Here is a 14,901-nt window from a genome sequence, read left to right as displayed (position 1 = left end):
GGTTCGGGCCGCCCGGGTACCGGTCGCCCTCACACCACCATCGCCGCCGCGCACCCCGCCAGCGCCAAGGTGCACAGCGCCGCCGTCCACGCGCCCCGCACGGTCAGCGTCCGCGGGCGGCGGGCGGTCAGCGCGACCATTCTGTGGTGGGCGACCGTGAGGAAGCCGAGCCAGAGCAGCAGGCACAGGGCGCAGGCCAGGACACCGGTGGCGGTGGGACCGTGGTGCAGCACCGTGCGGGCGGCGAGGACCGCCGCCACCGTGCAGGACAGCGTCGTACGCCGCCACGCGAGCCGCGTCCGCTCCGGCTGGAGCCCGGGGTCGCGCGCCGGCTCGGGGCCGGGCCCGCTCACCCCTCCCACCCGAAGAGCACGACCACCACCATGGCGAGCGCCACCACCGCGACGACCAGGCCCAGCACCGTCGGGAAGCGGCCCGCGGGCAGGTCCTCGCCGCGCCGCATGGCCCGCTCGCACCGCACCCAGTGGTTGACCGCCCGCAGCGAGCACAGGACGCCCGCGGCGAGCAGCGCGAGCGCGAGCCCGATCCGCCAGCCCCAGCGCAGGTCCGGCAGGAACTGGTCCACGGCGAAGCCGCCGCCGATCAGCGCGAGCGCGGTGCGCAGCCAGGCCAGGAAGGTGCGTTCGTTGGCGAGCGAGAAGCGGTAGTCGGGGGTGTCGCCCTCCTCACGGATGCGTTCGGGCGCGAACCACAGCCTCAGACTCCGTACGAAATTGCTCACCGCCGCACCATAAGCCGTGCGGCCCCCAGGGCCGTGGCGATCAGCTCGCGCGGAAGGCCCTCAGGCGGTGGTACGCGTCGAGCCCGTCCGGCACCCACTCCCACTCCTCCAGCCGCCGCTCCAGCTCGTCCTCGGGGAGGAAGGCGTGCCAGGCGACCTCCTCGGCCTGCGGGTTCACCGGCGTCTCGCAGCGCACCTGGTAGAGGTACGCCCACCAGGACTTCCCGGCGCCGTCGTCGAAGAGGAACGTGAAGAGCGGGGTGGGGCGCGGCAGGTCCTGGACCCCCAGTTCCTCTCGCGCCTCGCGCAGGGCCGCGTCGTCGCAGGACTCCCCGGCCCCGACCACGCCGCCCACGAACATGTCGTACAGGGAGGGGAAGACCAGCTTCGTCGCGGTGCGGCGGTGCACGAAGACGCGGCCCTCGGCATCGCGCGCCTGGATGAACACACAGCGGTGGCGCAGCCCTCGCGCGTACACCTCACCGCGCGGGGCCTCGCCGATGACCTCGTCGTTCTCGTCGACGACGGTCAGGATCTCTTCACGGGGGTCGGGCGGCGGCCCGCTCTGTGTCGCCATGCCGGCCATCCAACCTCACTGGCCCATGACGTACTTGACCGTGGGACCGGCCGTCCAGCCGCCGTCGACGGCGAGCTCCGCGCCCGTCACGTACGACGCGGCGTCCGAGAGCAGGAAGACCATGGCGGCCGCGATCTCATGCGGCTCGCCGACCCGGCCCATGGGGGTGTTGGGGTACCTGCCCTCACCCTTCTCGATGCCGACCTCGGCGGTCATCGGGGTGTACGTCATACCGGGGTGGACGGAGTTGACCCGGATCCGGGCGGTGCCGAGCTCCACCGCGCCGATCTTGGTGAGGCCGCGCACGCCCCACTTGGAGGCGCCGTAACCGGCGGTGAGCGCGAGGCCCATCAGGCCGGCCGCGGAGGAGATGTTGACGATCGAGCCGCCGCCCGCCTTCTTCATGGCCGGGACCACGGTCTTCATGCCGATGAAGACGCCGGTGAGGTTGATGTCGAGGACCTTGCGGAAGTGCTCGACGGACTCCGACTCCAGGAACTGGCCGGCCGATATCCCGGCGTTGTTCACCAGGCCGTGCAGGCCGCCGAACTCGGCGACCGCGAGGTCCGCGACGCGCCGCCAGTCCTCCTCGGACGTCACGTCGTGGTGCGCGAAGCGGGCGCGCTCGCCCAGCTCGGCGGCGGTGGCCGCGCCCTCCTCGTCGAGCACGTCGGTCAGGACGACGTTCGCACCCGCGGCGACCGCCTGCCGGGCGGCCTCGGCGCCGAGGCCGCGGGCGGCGCCGGTGATGAGGACGGTCTTGCCGGCGAGGTCGTGGGCCGGGGCGGGGGCAGGCGTGGCGGTCGTGCCGGTCATGAGGTCTCCAAGGGTGGGAGCGGGGCCCGCAGCAGGGCCGCGGTGGTCTCGACGAGGTCCGCGAGGAAGACGTCCTCGCCGGTCAGCGGTGTGGTGCCCGTCAAGTACTGCCGGGCGCGGTCGCCGAGGGCGGCGCCGATCATCGTGAGCGCCAGGTCGAGCCGCTCCAGGCGGACCGGTTCCGGCACCTCGGCGGCGAGGCACTCCTCCAGCCGCCCGATCAGCTGCCAGTAGACGGTGCCGGCGAGGGTGGGATGCGGGGTGCGGGTGCGCACGCCGCTCTCGTGGCTGAGCTGCGCGGAGATCCGCAGGCAGCGCCGCCCGCGCTCGGTGCGCAGCTCGGTGGCCTCCGCGGTGACCAGGGCGGTCAGCAGGCCGTGCAGGCGGCGCGGTCCGGTATCGGCGCCGGTGTCGGCCCCCGTGCGCGCCAGCTCGGCGGCGAGCACCCGCTCGGTGCGCTCCTGGCGGGCGGCCATCACGGCGTCGAGGAGCCCGCCGCGGGAGCCGAAGTGGTACTGGACGGCGGAGGGGTTGCTCTGCCCCGCGAGGCGGACGATGTCCCGCAGTTGGGCGCCGTCGACGCCCTGGGCGGCGAAGACCTCCTCGCCGGCGCGGAGGAGTTTCTCCCGGGTCTCGGGGCCCGATGTCCTGGCCATGCCGTCACTCTAATGCTGGCCATTATTAAAAGCCACCGCCGGCAGCGGGCCCGTCCGGCGCGCCCCGCCGATCAACTTCCCCGGCCCCACCTGTTGACGTGCGCCGGCGTGCTGCCCAGGATCGGACCCAGGGCCTGACCCACCGGTAACTTCGCGGGCCCCTGTCGAGGAGGACGACCCCTATGGCGTACGACGCAGACGTGATCGTGATCGGGGCGGGGCTCGCCGGACTCGCGGCCACCGCGGAGCTCGTCGACGCGGGCCGCCGGGTCGTGCTCGTCGACCAGGAGCCCGAGCAGTCCCTCGGCGGCCAGGCCCACTGGTCCTTCGGCGGGCTGTTCTTCGTGGACTCGCCCGAGCAGCGGCGCCTGCGCATCAAGGACTCCCACGCGCTCGCCCTCCAGGACTGGATGGGCACCGCCGCGTTCGACCGCCCGGAGGACCACTGGCCGCGCAAGTGGGCCGAGGCGTACGTCGACTTCGCGGCCGGCGAGAAGCGGTCGTGGCTGCACGGGCAGGGCGTTCGGTTCTTCCCCGTCGTCGGCTGGGCCGAGCGCGGCGGGTACGACGCGCAGGGGCACGGCAACTCCGTGCCCCGCTTCCACATCACCTGGGGGACCGGCCCGGGGCTGCTCGCGCCGTTCGTACGACGCGTGCGCGCGGGAGTGGCGCGCGGCCTCGTCGAGCTGAGGTTCCGCCACCGCGTCACCGGGCTCGGGCGCAGCGCGGGCACCGTCGACACCGTCACCGGCGAGATCCTCGAACCGTCCGACGTCGAGCGCGGCAAGGCCAGCGGCCGCGAGGTGACGGGCACCTTCGAACTGCGGGCCCAGGCGGTCATCGTGACCTCGGGCGGCATCGGCGGCAACCACGACCTGGTGCGCGCCAACTGGCCGGAGCGGCTCGGCGCCCCGCCCGAGAAGATGATCTCCGGCGTGCCCGCGCACGTGGACGGCAAGATGCTCGGCATCACCGAGGCCGCCGGGGCCCACCTCATCAACCGCGACCGCATGTGGCACTACACCGAGGGCATCGAGAACTGGAACCCCATCTGGGAGCGGCACGGCATCCGCATCCTGCCTGGCCCCTCGTCGCTGTGGCTGGACGCGCGCGGCGACCGCCTGCCCGTGCCCCTCTTCCCCGGCTTCGACACCCTCGGCACGCTGCACCACATCATGGACACCGGCTACGACTACACGTGGTTCGTGCTCAACCAGCGCGTCATCGGCAAGGAGTTCACGCTCAGCGGCTCCGAGCAGAACCCCGACCTGACCGGCAAGTCGGTGCGCGGCGTCATCGGCCGCGCGCGGGCCGACGTGCCCGGCCCCGTCAAGGCGTTCATGGACCACGGCGTCGACTTCGTCGTCGAGAAGGACCTCGGCGCGCTGGTGCGCGGCATGAACGCGCTCACCGAAGAAGCACTCATCGACGAGGCCGCCCTGCGCCGCACCCTCGCCGCACGTGACCGCGAGATCGCCAACCCCTTCACCAAGGACCTCCAGGTCACCGCCATCCGTGGCGCCCGCAAGTTCCTCGGCGACCGCCTCATCCGCGCCGTGCCCCCGCACCGCCTCCTGGATCCCAAGGCCGGCCCGCTCATCGCCGTACGCCTCAACATCCTCACCCGCAAGACACTCGGCGGCCTGGAGACCGACCTCTCCTCGCGCGTCCTGACCGAGGGCGGCGAACCGCTCGCGGGTGTGTACGCGGCCGGGGAGGCCGCCGGTTTCGGCGGCGGGGGAGTGCACGGCTACCGCTCGCTCGAAGGCACCTTCCTCGGCGGCTGCCTCTTCTCGGGCCGCGCGGCGGGCCGCGCCGCCGCCCGCGACGTGAGTTGAGCAGCTCTTTGCCAACGACGAGTAATCGCAGGTGAGAGGCGAAGTGCGCCGATTATGAAACGAGTTGGTGAAGGAGGAAAGGGTAGCCTGGCCTTGACGTGAACTGGTGCCTACCGGTTTGCTGTGCGTGATCATCCGTACGCGAGCCGCGCCGGGGAGGAAGTCCCGCGGTGTCACCACCCCCACCCCCACTGGGCCGTTCCCGCAAGAAGAGGGCCGCGGCACACGCCTTCGACGCCGCACTCGGCGACGCCGAACTCGTGGGCGCCCGGGCCGCGTTGGCCCAGGGACGCTGGATCGAGGCGCGCGCGCTGCTCGCCGCCACCGGCGACGACTGGGACCGCAGGGGCCACCGCTTCGACGTCCTCGCACAGGAACCCACCACCGCCGCCTGGGCCCGCGACTGGCGGCTCGTGGAACCGGAGAGCTACGACGCCGAGGTGCTGCTGGCCTTCGCCGCCGTCCACAAAGCGCTGCGCGGCAAGGAGCGTTCGGACACGGCGCGCGCCCTGTGCCGTGACGCGGCAGGCCGCGTCCCCGTCGACCCGACGCCCTGGCTCGCGCTGCTCCTGCTGGAACGCTCGCTGGGCCGCGAGGAGGACGTCGTACGCCTCTTCGACGAGGTCCGTCACCGCCACCCCGAGCACCACCACGCCCACCACCTGATGGTCGCCCGGCTCGCCGAGCGGCGCCCCGCGGCGGGCCAGGACCCACTGCACGAGGTCTACGACTTCGCCTCCTGGGCGGCCGAACAGGCGTCCCTGGACTCGCCGTTGGCGGTCCTGCCCGTCGTCGCGCACGCCGAGCGCTACCGCGTCCTCGCCACCGCGGGCATGGAACCGGCCGACCCCCTGGCGGGCACGCACTGGGCGGGGCGGCGCGCCCGCGGCGTCATGAAAGCCGCCTTCGACTGGTGGCTGGAGTGGGAGACGCCCGACGCGCCGGCCCACCCGCGCTGCCACATCGACCTCAACTTCCTCGCCCACGCGAAGTCCTGCGAGGGCAGGGCCGCCGAGGCCGCCGCGCTCTTCCACCGCATCGGACGGCACGCGACCCCGGCTCCCTGGTCCTACCCGGACCGCGACCCGCACGAAGCGTTCTCCGTCGCGCGCGCCACCGCGCTCGGCTCCGCCTGAGAGCCGGAACGCACGTCCGACGCAGGGCACACGCCTGAACGCCAGGACACATGCCTGAATATCCGTACCCCCTGAAAGGACGACCGCGCCATGGCGACGGGCAGTTCGAGCACGAGAGGCACCAGATCCCTCAGCGAACCGACGGGTGACAGCGGGATCAGCACGTACAAGGGGCAGGAACGCGCACTGCGCGCGGGTCGCCTCGGCACAGCGGGCCTCCTGCTCTCCGTGCTCGCCGCGACCGGCCCCCTGATGGTCGTCGCCGGCGTCATGCCCACCACCTACGGCGTGATGGGCATCGTCGGGCAGCCCCTGCTCTTCCTCATCCTCGGCGTCGTCCTCGCGCTGTTCAGCTTCGGCTACGCCGAGATGAGCCGCCACGTGCACAACGCCGGCGCCTTCTACGCGTACATATCCCGCGGCCTCGGCGGCACCGCGGGCGCCGGCGCCGCGCTGGTCGCGCTCGTCGCCTACAGCGCGCTCCAGGCCGGCCTGTACGGCATGCTCGGCTTCGAGGTGGCCGGGCTGCTCCAGACGTACTTCGAGGTCGAGGTCGCCTGGTGGCTCCCGGCGCTGGTCGCCGTCGCCGCCGTCGCCGTGCTGGCCTGGCTGAAGATCGACCTGAACGCGCGCGTGCTCGGCGTGCTGCTGCTCATCGAGGTGGCACTCGTCGTCATCTTCGACATCGCGGCCGTCGCGGACCCGGCCAAGGAAGGGCTCTCGCTGGAGGCGTTCCACCTGGACACGCTCTCCGGCGCGGGCGTCGCCACCTCCCTGTGCTTCTGCATCGCCGCCTTCACCGGCTTCGAACAGGCCCCCGTGTACGCCGAGGAGACCAGCCGCCCGCAGGTCGTCGTCGCCCGCGTGATGTTCTTCGCCGTCGGCTTCGTCGCCGTCTTCTTCGCCCTCAGCTCCTGGGCGCTCACGGTCGCCGCGGGGCCCTCGGGGATCGTCCCTGCCGCGCGGGAGCAGAGCGCGGGACTGCTGTTCAACCTCACCGAGTCCCGGCTCGGCGGCACCTTCACCGACGTACTCCACGTGCTCTTCGTGACCGGCATGTTCGCGGCGGTCCTCAGCTTCCACAACGTGGTCGCGCGGTACGCCTTCGCGATGGGCCGCGAGGGGCTGCTGCCCGCCGCGTTCGGCCGTACCAACACCGCGACCGGCGCCCCCGGCACCGGCTCGCTGCTCCAGACCGTCGTCTCCGTCGTGGTCGTCGTGGGCTTCGCCGTCGCCGACGACGGCAAGGCGGGCGACCCGACCGCGCCCGTGCTGCAACTGTTCACGTGGGGCGGCAACATCGGCGCGCTCGGCGTGATCCTGCTGATGGCGACCGCGTCCGTCGCCGTCATCGTCTTCTTCGCCCGCAGGGGCGCAGCCCGCGCCCAGGCCTGGCGGATCGCCGCCTCCGCGCTCGCCGCGGCCGCCCTGCTCGTCATCGCGGCGTACACCGTCAAGGACTTCGACGTTCTCGTGGGCGCGGGCCCGGACTCGGCGCTCAGCTGGGCGCTGCCCGGCATCATCTTCCTGGCGGCGGTCGTCGGCGTGACGTACGGGGCGATCCTGCGCTCGCGGAACCCGGCGGCACACGCGCGGATCGGCCTCGGCAACGAGGCGTTCCAGCTGGAGAAGGCGTCTTCCTCGCCGGGGGCGTGACGGGGGTGCTTGGCTCGGCCCGTCCCCGGCTTAGCCGAGTTCGTCCTCAATCGCCGGACAGGCTCAATGGTTCGTGGCCGCGCTGAGGACTTCAGCGCGGCCATGAGGTTTTCCGCGGGTTTCCCGGGACGGTTACCGGCGGGTTTCCCGGGACGGTTCTGGCGGGTTCCCCGGGACGCTTCTGGCAGGTTCCCCGGGACGGTTCGCCGGCCTGCGGGGCGTTCAGAGGGCTGGGGACAACGCAGCGAGCTCCGGAAATCCAGCCCCTCCGGCGTTTGAGGAGCGGGGTCCGGGGCGGAGCCCCGAGGCGGTACGGGGTTCGCGCCGCTAGATGATCAGGGACAGCAGCAGGACCAGGCCTCCCGCGACCACCGAGATGATCGTCTCCATCACCGACCACGTCTTGATCGTCTGGCCGACGTCAAGGCCGAAGTACTCCTTGACCAGCCAGAACCCGGCATCGTTGACGTGCGAGAAGAACAGCGAACCCGCGCCGATGGCCAGGACCAGCAGCGCCGTGTGCGAGGTCGACATGTCGGCGGCGAGCGGCGCGACGAGACCCGCCGCCGAGATCGTCGCGACCGTCGCCGAGCCTGTCGCGAGCCGGATCGCCACCGCGATCAGCCAGGCGAGCAGCAGCGCGGGGATCGACCAGTCCTCGGAGAAGTCCAGGATCATCTGGCCCACGCCGACGTCGATGAGCGTCTGCTTGAAGCCGCCGCCCGCGCCCACGATCATCAGGACGCCCGCGATCGGGGCGAGCGACTTCTCGACGGTTGTCGACAGGCGCTCCTTGGTGAAGCCCGCCGCGCGGCCCAGCGTGAACATACCGACGATCACCGCGGCGAGCAGCGCGATCAGCGGCGAGCCTATGACGTCGAAGACCCGCTGCACGGTGGTCCCGGGGTCGTCGACCACGATGTCCACCAGCGCCTTGGCCAGCATCAGCACGACCGGCAGCAGCACGGTGGCCACCGTGACGCCGAAGCCCGGACGCTTCTCCAGGTCCTCCGACGGGCGCTGCGGAATCATCTTCTCGGGGGCGGATACGTCGACCCAGCGCGCCGCGTACTTCGAGAACAGCGGCCCCGCGATGATCACCGTAGGGATCGCGACGAGGACGCCGAGCGCCAGCGTGACACCGAGGTTGGCCTCGACCGCGTCGATGGCGACGAGCGGGCCGGGGTGCGGCGGGATGAGCCCGTGCATCACGGAGAGACCGGCCAGCGCCGGGATGCCGATCCGCATCAGCGAATAGTTGCCGCGCTTGGCGACCATCAGGACGACCGGGATCAGCAGCACGATGCCGACCTCGAAGAAGAGCGGCAGACCGATGACGGAGGCGATGAGCACCATCGCCCACGGCATCGCGCGCCCGCCCGCCCTGGCGAGGATCGTGTCGACGATCTGGTCCGCGCCCCCGGAGTCGGCGAGCAGCTTGCCGAGGATCGCACCGAGCGCGATGAGCACCCCGACACCCGCGACCGTGGACCCGAGTCCGGCGGTGAAGCTGGCGATGGCCTTGTCGAGCGGGGCGCCCGCGAAGGCGCCGAGCGCGAGCGACCCGACGGTCAGCGCGAGGAACGCGTGCAGCTTGAACTTGGTGATGAGCAGGACGATGACGGCGATGCCCGCGAGGACGGCGATCCCCAGCTGGGCATGGCCCGCCGAGGTGATCGGCTCGACGGGGTCCGCTGCCAGCATCTCGACGCTGAGACTGGTCACGGTGCTTTCCTTGTACGGGGGTAGGGAAAGCGCCCCCGTAGGGGCGCGGGGAACTGCGCGGCCGGCCGCGGCCGGCCCGCAGGCGAAGACTCTTCCGGCCGAACGCTCAGCCGAGCCGGCTCAGGGCCTCGACGGCCCGTTCGGCGATCTCCTCCGGAGACCCGGCGACATCCACGGCAACCCCCGCCTCATCCGCCCCGAGCGGCTGCAACGTGGCGAACTGCGAGTCCAGCAGCGCCGTAGGCATGAAGTGCCCCCTGCGCTGCCTCATCCGGTCCTCGATGAGCTTCCGGTCACCGGTGAGGTGGACGAAGACGGCCCCCGGCGCGGCGGCCCGCAGCCGGTCCCGGTAACTCCGCTTCAGCGCCGAGCTGCTGACCACACCGCCGCGCCCCTCCCGCCCGTGGGCCCAGGCGCCGATGGCGTCCAGCCAGGGCCACCGGTCGTCATCGGTGAGCGGGGTGCCGGAGGACATCTTCTCGACGTTCTGAGGCGGGTGGAAGTCGTCGCCCTCGGCGTACGGGACGCCGAGCCGGTCCGCGAGCAGGGGGCCGATCGTCGTCTTGCCGGTCCCTGCCACGCCCATGATCACGACGACGTGGGGGGTGTGCTGCTGCCGCATCGTGCTCTCGCTGTCTTCATCGACATCGGTCGGTTCGGTCGGTTCGGTCGGTTCACTCGGTTCGTTCACGTCACTGAAACCCATTAGGTATGACGAATTCAAGAGGCTGTGACATAAAAGTCTGACTTATTGTTCACGGGTCCCTCCTCGTAGGCTTTCGTCATGACCGCACAGGCCCGAGGGCTGCACTCCCGCGTACTGGAAAGCCTCGGGCCCGCCATCACCGCGGGCGAGTACCCGCCGGGCAGCGTTCTGCGCACGGACGAGCTGGCCCAGCGCTTCGAGGTGTCCCGCTCCGTGATGCGGGAGGCGGTCCGGGTCCTGGAGTCCATGCACCTCGTCGCGTCCCGGCGGCGCGTGGGGGTGACCGTACTGCCCGCCGAGGAGTGGAACGTCTACGACCCGCAGGTCATCCGGTGGCGTCTCGCCGGCGCCGACCGGCCGCGGCAGCTGCGCTCCCTCACCGTGCTGCGCTCCGCGATCGAACCCGTCGCCGCCGGACTCGCCGCCCGGCACGCCACGGCCGCGCAGTGCGCGGAGCTGACCGAGTGCGCGCTCGGCATGGTCGCCCACTCCCGCGGCCACCAGCTGGAGGGCTACCTCCAGCACGACGTCGCCTTCCACCGCGTCATCCTCAACGCCTCCGGCAACGAGATGTTCGCCCGCCTCGGCGACGTCGTCGCCGAGGTGCTGACGGGACGCACCGCCCACCAGGTGATGTTCGAGGACCCCGACCCGCCCGCCGTATCCCTGCACGTCCAGGTCGCGGAGGCGGTCAGGGAGGGCGACGCGGCCCGCGCGGAGGCCCTGACGCGCGAGATCGCCCTGGGCGCGCTCGAAGAACTGGACATCCTGGCGCCCTGAGGCCCTGAGGCCCTGGCGCCGGGTGCGCCGACTGGTCGGCGACAATGGACGCCATGTCCCGACGCGCCGCACGCCCCACGTCCTGCCCCTGCGGGCGCCCCCAGCCGTACGAGAAGTGCTGCGGCCGCCTGCACCAGGGCGAGGCCGCCGCCACGCCCGAAGAGCTGATGCGCTCCCGCTACAGTGCCTTCGCGGTGCGGGACGAGGCCTACCTCCTGCGCACCTGGCACCCGGCGACCCGGCCGCCCCGCGTCGAGTTCGACCCGGCGCTGCGCTGGGTGGGCCTGGACATCGAGGAGACCACGGAGGGCACCGCCTTCCACACCACGGGCACGGTCACCTTCCGGGCCCGCTACACCGACGGGGGCCGTCCGGAGGTCCTGCACGAACACAGCCGCTTCGAGCGCCTCGACGGTGCCTGGGTGTACGTGGACGGCAGCTTCATCGCCTAGGGGACGTGGCCGGCCGGGCCGAACCTGCGCCGGTAGTCCGACGGACTCAGCCCCGTCCCGCGGCGCAGCTTGGCCCGCAGATTCGCGGCGGTGCCAAGGCCGCTGCGCCGCGCGACCACGTCCAGACGTTCCTCGCCGCGCTCGATCAGCCGGCAGGCCAGGGCCACGCGTTCCCCGGTGAGCCAGGCCAGCGGGGTGGTGCCGAGCTGGGCACGGAACCGGCGGTGCAGGGTCGCGGGGCTGAGCCCGGCGCGGGCCGCGAGACCGGCCACCGTGAGGGGCTCGTCCAGCCGCTCCTGCGCCCACGCCAGCAAAGGGGCGAGGGACTCGTCCCGTATCTCGGGGACCGGCCGCTCCACGAACTGCCGCTGCCCGCCGTCCCGGTGGGCCGCGAAGACGAGACGCCTGCTCACGGAGTTGGCGACCTCGGCGCCGAAGTCCTTCCGCACGACGTGCAGCGCCAGGTCGAGCGCGGCCGCGCTGCCCGCCGCGGTGAGGATGTCGCCGTCGTCGACGAAGAGCACGTCCGGTTCGAGCCGCACGGCCGGGAACCGCTGTCGGAAGGAGGGCGCCCACTGCCAGTGCGTGGTGGCCGGGCGCCCGTCGAGGATGCCCGACTCGGCGAGCGCGAAGGCGCCGGTGCAGAAGCTCATGATCCGGGCGCCGCGCGCATGGGCCCGCCGGATGGCGTCGAGTACGTCCGGTGCGCGCGGCACGGTGCTGTCCGGCCGCCCCGGCATGATCAGCGTGTCCGCGCTCTCCACGGCGTCGAGTCCGGGCACCCCGGTGAGCGTGAAGAACCCGTGGTTCATCCGGATGCCCGGCGCCGGCGTACACAGAACGATCTCGTACAGGGCGCCGGACAGGCCGAGTTCGGGCCGTGGCAGGCCGAAGACCTCCGTGGCGGCGCCGACTTCGAAGGGGTTGGTCCCCTCGTCGACGACGACCACGACCCGGTGAGGTGACCGCCGCGCGGCCGGTTGCGAGGATCCTTGCGCCATATGCGGTTTCTAGCACTCGTGGTGGCGGCCCGTCACGTCGCAAGATCACTTCATGAACAGCGAAAGCATCGACAACACCCCCGTGAACGGTGACCCCATCGCCCTCGACCAGGCCCTCGCCTCCTTCGACGCCCTGTGGAGCCCCCGCATCGTCACCACCGTCAACGACTACGACGTACGCGTGGCCAAGGTCCAGGGCGAGCACCTCTGGCACGTCCACGACGACACCGACGAGTTTTTCCTCGTGGTCGGCGGCGAACTCCACATCGACCTGCGCGAGCCAGCCGGGGAGCGCAGGGTGACGCTCCCACAGGGCTCCGTCTTCACGGTCCCGCGCGGCACCGAACACAAGCCGTACGCCCCGCAGGGCGCCCACATCCTGCTCTTCGAACCCACCGGCACCTCGACCGTCGGGGACCGCCACGAGGAGATCCCCGACCACGTGGACGCCACGACGGGGCACGCGCTGTCCGGGTGACCCCCGGCGCCCTTGCCCGCCATTCCTACGCGGAAGGCTCCCGACCCCGTCAAGAGCGCCGTCGAGAGCGCCGTCAAGAGCGCGTGAAGACCGGGCCGTCGCGCGCGAAGATCGCGCAAGGGAAGCGCTTCACCGACTGGATCCGGACAGAACCTGAGCGGACCTGTCCGGGCTCCAGAAGGAGTACGCATGTCCGTCCTGACCACCGAGCCGGCGAAGCCCGCCCCCGACGTCGCGGAGCCGCCGGACACCGGCGAACGCCACCGGCTGACGGCGGTCACCGGCCTCGCCGCGCTGTCCCTCGACGCGATGGCCTCCGTCGCCTACGGCCCCGAGGCGATCGTCCTGGTCCTGGCCGCCGCCGGCGGTCACGGCCTCGGCTTCACCCTTCCGGTGACGCTCGCCATCGCCGGTCTGCTCGCCGTCCTCGTCGCCTCCTACCGCCAGGTCATCGCCGCCTTCCCCGACGGCGGCGGCTCCTACGCCGCCGCGAGGACCCACCTGGGCCGCCGGGCCGCCCTGGTGGCCGCCGCCTCCCTGGTCCTCGACTACGTCCTGAACGTCGCCGTCGCCGTCACCGCCGGAGTCGCCGCCCTCACCTCGGCCTTCCCCGGGCTGTACGGCGAGAGGCTGTGGATCTGCCTGGCCGTCCTCGCGCTGATCACCGCGGTCAACCTGCGCGGCATCGCCGACTCCGCCAAGGCCTTCCTCGCGCCGACCGCCGTGTTCGTCCTCGCGATACTCACGCTCATCGCCGTCGGCCTCTTCCGCTCAGCCCCCGTCAGCACCGAGGCCGCACAGGGCCACGCCTCGGTCGTCGCCGACAACGCCACCACCGTCGGCGCCCTGCTCCTGCTGAAGGCCTTCGCCGCCGGCTGCTCCGCGCTCACCGGCGTCGAGGCCATCGCCAACGCCGTGCCGTCCTTCCGCGCCCCTCGCGCCCGGCGGGCCCAGCACGCGGAGATCGCCCTCGGCGCCGTCCTCGGCGTGATGCTGATCGGCCTCGCCGTGCTGATCTCCCGCTTCCACCTCCAGCCCGTCGACGGCGTCACCGTCCTCGCCCAGCTCGCGGACGCCTCACTCGGCCACAACTGGGCTTTCTACGTCGTCCAGTTCGCGACGACGACCCTGCTCGCCCTCTCCGCCAACACGTCCTTCGGCGGTCTCCCCGTCCTCCTGAAACTCCTCGCCCGCGACAACCACCTGCCACACGTCTTCGCCCTCAAGGCCGACCGTCAGGTCCACCGGCACGGCGTCCTCACCCTCGCCGCGGTCTCCGCCGCGCTCCTCGTCCTCTCCGGCGGCGACACCAACACCCTCGTCCCGCTCTTCGCGATCGGCGTCTTCGTCGGTTTCACCCTCGCCCAGACCGGCATGGTCGTCCACTGGCGCCGGGAGCGCGGCCCGCGGTGGCGCGGCAAGGCGGTGCTCAACGGCTTCGGCGCGCTCCTCACCGGCGTCAGCGCGATCGTCGTTGCGGCGACCAAGTTCCACGACGGCGCCTGGCTGATCGTCGTCGCCCTGCCGCTGCTCGTCGCCGCCTTCGAGACGGTCCACCGCGCCTACACCGCGATCGGCGAGCGGATCGGCCTCGGCCGCGTCCCCGACTGCCCGCGCCGCCACCGCTCCCTGGTCGTCGTCCCTGTCTCCTCGCTGTCCCGCCTCACCAGCGAGGCGCTGACCGCCGCCGTGTCACTGGGCGACGAGGTACGCGCGGTGACCGTCTGCCACGCGGACCCCGAGGACCGTGCCGCCGCCGAGGCCCTGGAGCGGGACTGGGCGCTGTGGGACCCCGGCGTGCCCCTGGTCCGCCTGCCCTCCGACCGCCGCACGCTGGGCCGCCCTGTCGCCGCGTACGTACGACAGATCCAGGCCGCCCGCCCCGGCACCCGCGTCACCGTCCTGATCCCCGAGGTCGAACCGGCCCGCGCCTGGCAGCGGCTCCTGCAGAACCAGCGCGGCGCGGTCGTCGCCCACGCGGTCCGCAAGGACACCGACGCCGCCGTCTGCCGCCTGCGCCTGCGGCTCTCGTAAGAGACCCGTCAAGACGACCGGCGACGCCGTATGGAGGGCGTCAACGGTGGCCGAAAACGCCCTGAACAGCGATTACCTCTAACCCGTCGGACCGACTAGTTCACCCATCCACTTCCTTCAGGAGCTCACGATGGCCGATCTGGCCTTCGTCGTCACCACGATCGCGGTCTTCGCGCTGGTGGCCCTCGTCGCCAAGGGGGTGACGAAGCTGTGACCGCCGAGAACGTCGTCGGCCTGATCGTGGCCGTCGCCCTCCTGGGCTATCTCGTCCTCGCCCTCGTCTTTCCGGAGAGGTTCTGAGTAC

General features: G+C 72.2%; 16 protein-coding genes. 8 read left to right on the top strand and 8 right to left on the bottom strand.

The genetic code is table 11. The features are described from left to right. Nucleotides 1-29 precede the first annotated feature (29 nt). The 5 genes from ACOBQB_RS17250 to ACOBQB_RS17230 are packed head-to-tail and all read right to left on the bottom strand — an operon-like array spanning nucleotide 30 to nucleotide 2,791. Nucleotides 30-362 carry a DUF202 domain-containing protein gene (locus ACOBQB_RS17250; RefSeq protein WP_423592747.1) on the bottom strand — a complete coding sequence of 111 codons (333 nt, stop codon included), beginning with the start codon at nucleotides 360-362 and terminating at the stop codon, nucleotides 30-32. Further along, entirely contained in the window at nucleotides 350-742 is a 393-nt protein-coding gene (locus ACOBQB_RS17245; protein ID WP_423592745.1) for a YidH family protein, read from the bottom strand. Before ACOBQB_RS17245 ends, ACOBQB_RS17250 begins: the two co-directional genes overlap by 13 nt. Before the next feature lie 40 nt (nucleotides 743-782). Further along, a complete protein-coding gene (locus ACOBQB_RS17240; protein WP_423592744.1) occupies nucleotides 783-1,319 on the bottom strand; it encodes an NUDIX hydrolase in 537 nt (178 codons plus the stop codon). Between the two features lie 15 nt (nucleotides 1,320-1,334). Further along, on the bottom strand, nucleotides 1,335-2,135 hold the full coding sequence (locus ACOBQB_RS17235) for a glucose 1-dehydrogenase (protein WP_423592743.1): 801 nt from the start codon (nucleotides 2,133-2,135) through the stop codon (nucleotides 1,335-1,337). Beyond that, complete coding sequence (locus ACOBQB_RS17230; protein WP_423592742.1) at nucleotides 2,132-2,791, bottom strand: TetR/AcrR family transcriptional regulator; 660 nt, start codon at nucleotides 2,789-2,791, stop codon at nucleotides 2,132-2,134. Before ACOBQB_RS17230 ends, ACOBQB_RS17235 begins: the two co-directional genes overlap by 4 nt. 182 nt (nucleotides 2,792-2,973) lie before the next feature. Between ACOBQB_RS17230 and ACOBQB_RS17225 the strand changes: the two genes are divergently transcribed. From ACOBQB_RS17225 to ACOBQB_RS17215, 3 genes are all read left to right on the top strand, one after another. Next, nucleotides 2,974-4,629 (top strand): FAD-binding dehydrogenase, encoded by a 1,656-nt coding sequence (locus ACOBQB_RS17225; RefSeq protein WP_423592740.1) that lies wholly within the window; start codon nucleotides 2,974-2,976, stop codon nucleotides 4,627-4,629. A gap of 170 nt (nucleotides 4,630-4,799) precedes the next feature. After that, nucleotides 4,800-5,765: a hypothetical protein gene (locus ACOBQB_RS17220; RefSeq protein ID WP_423592739.1), complete on the top strand. Its 966-nt coding sequence runs from the start codon at nucleotides 4,800-4,802 to the stop codon at nucleotides 5,763-5,765. Between the two features lie 90 nt (nucleotides 5,766-5,855). Continuing rightward, complete coding sequence (locus ACOBQB_RS17215; RefSeq protein WP_423592738.1) at nucleotides 5,856-7,421, top strand: APC family permease; 1,566 nt, start codon at nucleotides 5,856-5,858, stop codon at nucleotides 7,419-7,421. A gap of 327 nt (nucleotides 7,422-7,748) precedes the next feature. On the opposite strand, the gene ACOBQB_RS17210 is transcribed toward ACOBQB_RS17215, so the two are convergent. Both ACOBQB_RS17210 and ACOBQB_RS17205 read right to left on the bottom strand, forming a co-directional pair. Continuing rightward, nucleotides 7,749-9,146: a gluconate:H+ symporter gene (locus tag ACOBQB_RS17210; protein ID WP_423592737.1), complete on the bottom strand. Its 1,398-nt coding sequence runs from the start codon at nucleotides 9,144-9,146 to the stop codon at nucleotides 7,749-7,751. A 106-nt stretch (nucleotides 9,147-9,252) separates the two neighbouring features. Beyond that, nucleotides 9,253-9,768: a gluconokinase gene (locus ACOBQB_RS17205; protein ID WP_423598540.1), complete on the bottom strand. Its 516-nt coding sequence runs from the start codon at nucleotides 9,766-9,768 to the stop codon at nucleotides 9,253-9,255. 162 nt (nucleotides 9,769-9,930) lie between these two features. On the opposite strand from ACOBQB_RS17205, the gene ACOBQB_RS17200 reads away from it, so the two are divergent. Further along, on the top strand, nucleotides 9,931-10,632 hold the full coding sequence (locus ACOBQB_RS17200) for a FadR/GntR family transcriptional regulator (protein ID WP_423592735.1): 702 nt from the start codon (nucleotides 9,931-9,933) through the stop codon (nucleotides 10,630-10,632). 53 nt (nucleotides 10,633-10,685) lie between these two features. Further along, nucleotides 10,686-11,084: a YchJ family protein gene (locus ACOBQB_RS17195; RefSeq protein WP_423592734.1), complete on the top strand. Its 399-nt coding sequence runs from the start codon at nucleotides 10,686-10,688 to the stop codon at nucleotides 11,082-11,084. Here the strand turns inward: ACOBQB_RS17195 and ACOBQB_RS17190 are convergent. Further along, nucleotides 11,081-12,085, bottom strand: coding sequence for a GlxA family transcriptional regulator (locus ACOBQB_RS17190; protein ID WP_423592733.1), 1,005 nt, complete (start codon nucleotides 12,083-12,085; stop codon nucleotides 11,081-11,083). The two genes, ACOBQB_RS17195 and ACOBQB_RS17190, sit on opposite strands and share 4 nt — an antisense overlap. A 52-nt stretch (nucleotides 12,086-12,137) precedes the next feature. On the opposite strand from ACOBQB_RS17190, the gene ACOBQB_RS17185 reads away from it, so the two are divergent. The 3 genes from ACOBQB_RS17185 (at nucleotide 12,138) to kdpF (ending at nucleotide 14,897) form a co-directional block, all read left to right on the top strand. After that, a complete protein-coding gene (locus ACOBQB_RS17185) occupies nucleotides 12,138-12,563 on the top strand; it encodes a cupin domain-containing protein (protein ID WP_423592731.1) in 426 nt (141 codons plus the stop codon). 189 nt (nucleotides 12,564-12,752) lie between these two features. Continuing rightward, entirely contained in the window at nucleotides 12,753-14,597 is a 1,845-nt protein-coding gene (locus ACOBQB_RS17180; RefSeq protein WP_423592730.1) for an APC family permease, read from the top strand. A gap of 210 nt (nucleotides 14,598-14,807) precedes the next feature. After that, on the top strand, nucleotides 14,808-14,897 hold the full coding sequence (gene kdpF, locus ACOBQB_RS17175) for a K(+)-transporting ATPase subunit F (RefSeq protein ID WP_037896654.1): 90 nt from the start codon (nucleotides 14,808-14,810) through the stop codon (nucleotides 14,895-14,897). Nucleotides 14,898-14,901 lie beyond the last annotated feature (4 nt).

Origin of the sequence: Streptomyces sp. G5(2025) (assembly GCF_049542075.1) — a bacterium.
Taxonomy (GTDB): domain Bacteria; phylum Actinomycetota; class Actinomycetes; order Streptomycetales; family Streptomycetaceae; genus Streptomyces.
The sequence above is the reverse complement of the archived record's forward strand: the minus strand, read 5'-3'. Positions and strand labels throughout refer to the sequence as shown.

What these genes read in the sequence shown, in the direction of transcription:
- ACOBQB_RS17190 (WP_423592733.1), bottom strand. Translation starts at nt 12,085, where the DNA reads ATGGCGCAAGGATCCTCGCAACCGGCCGCGCGGCGGTCACCTCACCGG.
- ACOBQB_RS17225 (WP_423592740.1), top strand. Translation starts at nt 2,974, where the DNA reads ATGGCGTACGACGCAGACGTGATCGTGATCGGGGCGGGGCTCGCCGGA.
- ACOBQB_RS17180 (WP_423592730.1), top strand. Translation starts at nt 12,753, where the DNA reads ATGTCCGTCCTGACCACCGAGCCGGCGAAGCCCGCCCCCGACGTCGCG.
- ACOBQB_RS17195 (WP_423592734.1), top strand. Translation starts at nt 10,686, where the DNA reads ATGTCCCGACGCGCCGCACGCCCCACGTCCTGCCCCTGCGGGCGCCCC.
- ACOBQB_RS17215 (WP_423592738.1), top strand. Translation starts at nt 5,856, where the DNA reads ATGGCGACGGGCAGTTCGAGCACGAGAGGCACCAGATCCCTCAGCGAA.
- ACOBQB_RS17205 (WP_423598540.1), bottom strand. Translation starts at nt 9,768, where the DNA reads ATGCGGCAGCAGCACACCCCCCACGTCGTCGTGATCATGGGCGTGGCA.
- ACOBQB_RS17240 (WP_423592744.1), bottom strand. Translation starts at nt 1,319, where the DNA reads ATGGCGACACAGAGCGGGCCGCCGCCCGACCCCCGTGAAGAGATCCTG.
- ACOBQB_RS17235 (WP_423592743.1), bottom strand. Translation starts at nt 2,135, where the DNA reads ATGACCGGCACGACCGCCACGCCTGCCCCCGCCCCGGCCCACGACCTC.
- ACOBQB_RS17200 (WP_423592735.1), top strand. Translation starts at nt 9,931, where the DNA reads ATGACCGCACAGGCCCGAGGGCTGCACTCCCGCGTACTGGAAAGCCTC.
- ACOBQB_RS17185 (WP_423592731.1), top strand. Translation starts at nt 12,138, where the DNA reads ATGAACAGCGAAAGCATCGACAACACCCCCGTGAACGGTGACCCCATC.
- ACOBQB_RS17230 (WP_423592742.1), bottom strand. Translation starts at nt 2,791, where the DNA reads ATGGCCAGGACATCGGGCCCCGAGACCCGGGAGAAACTCCTCCGCGCC.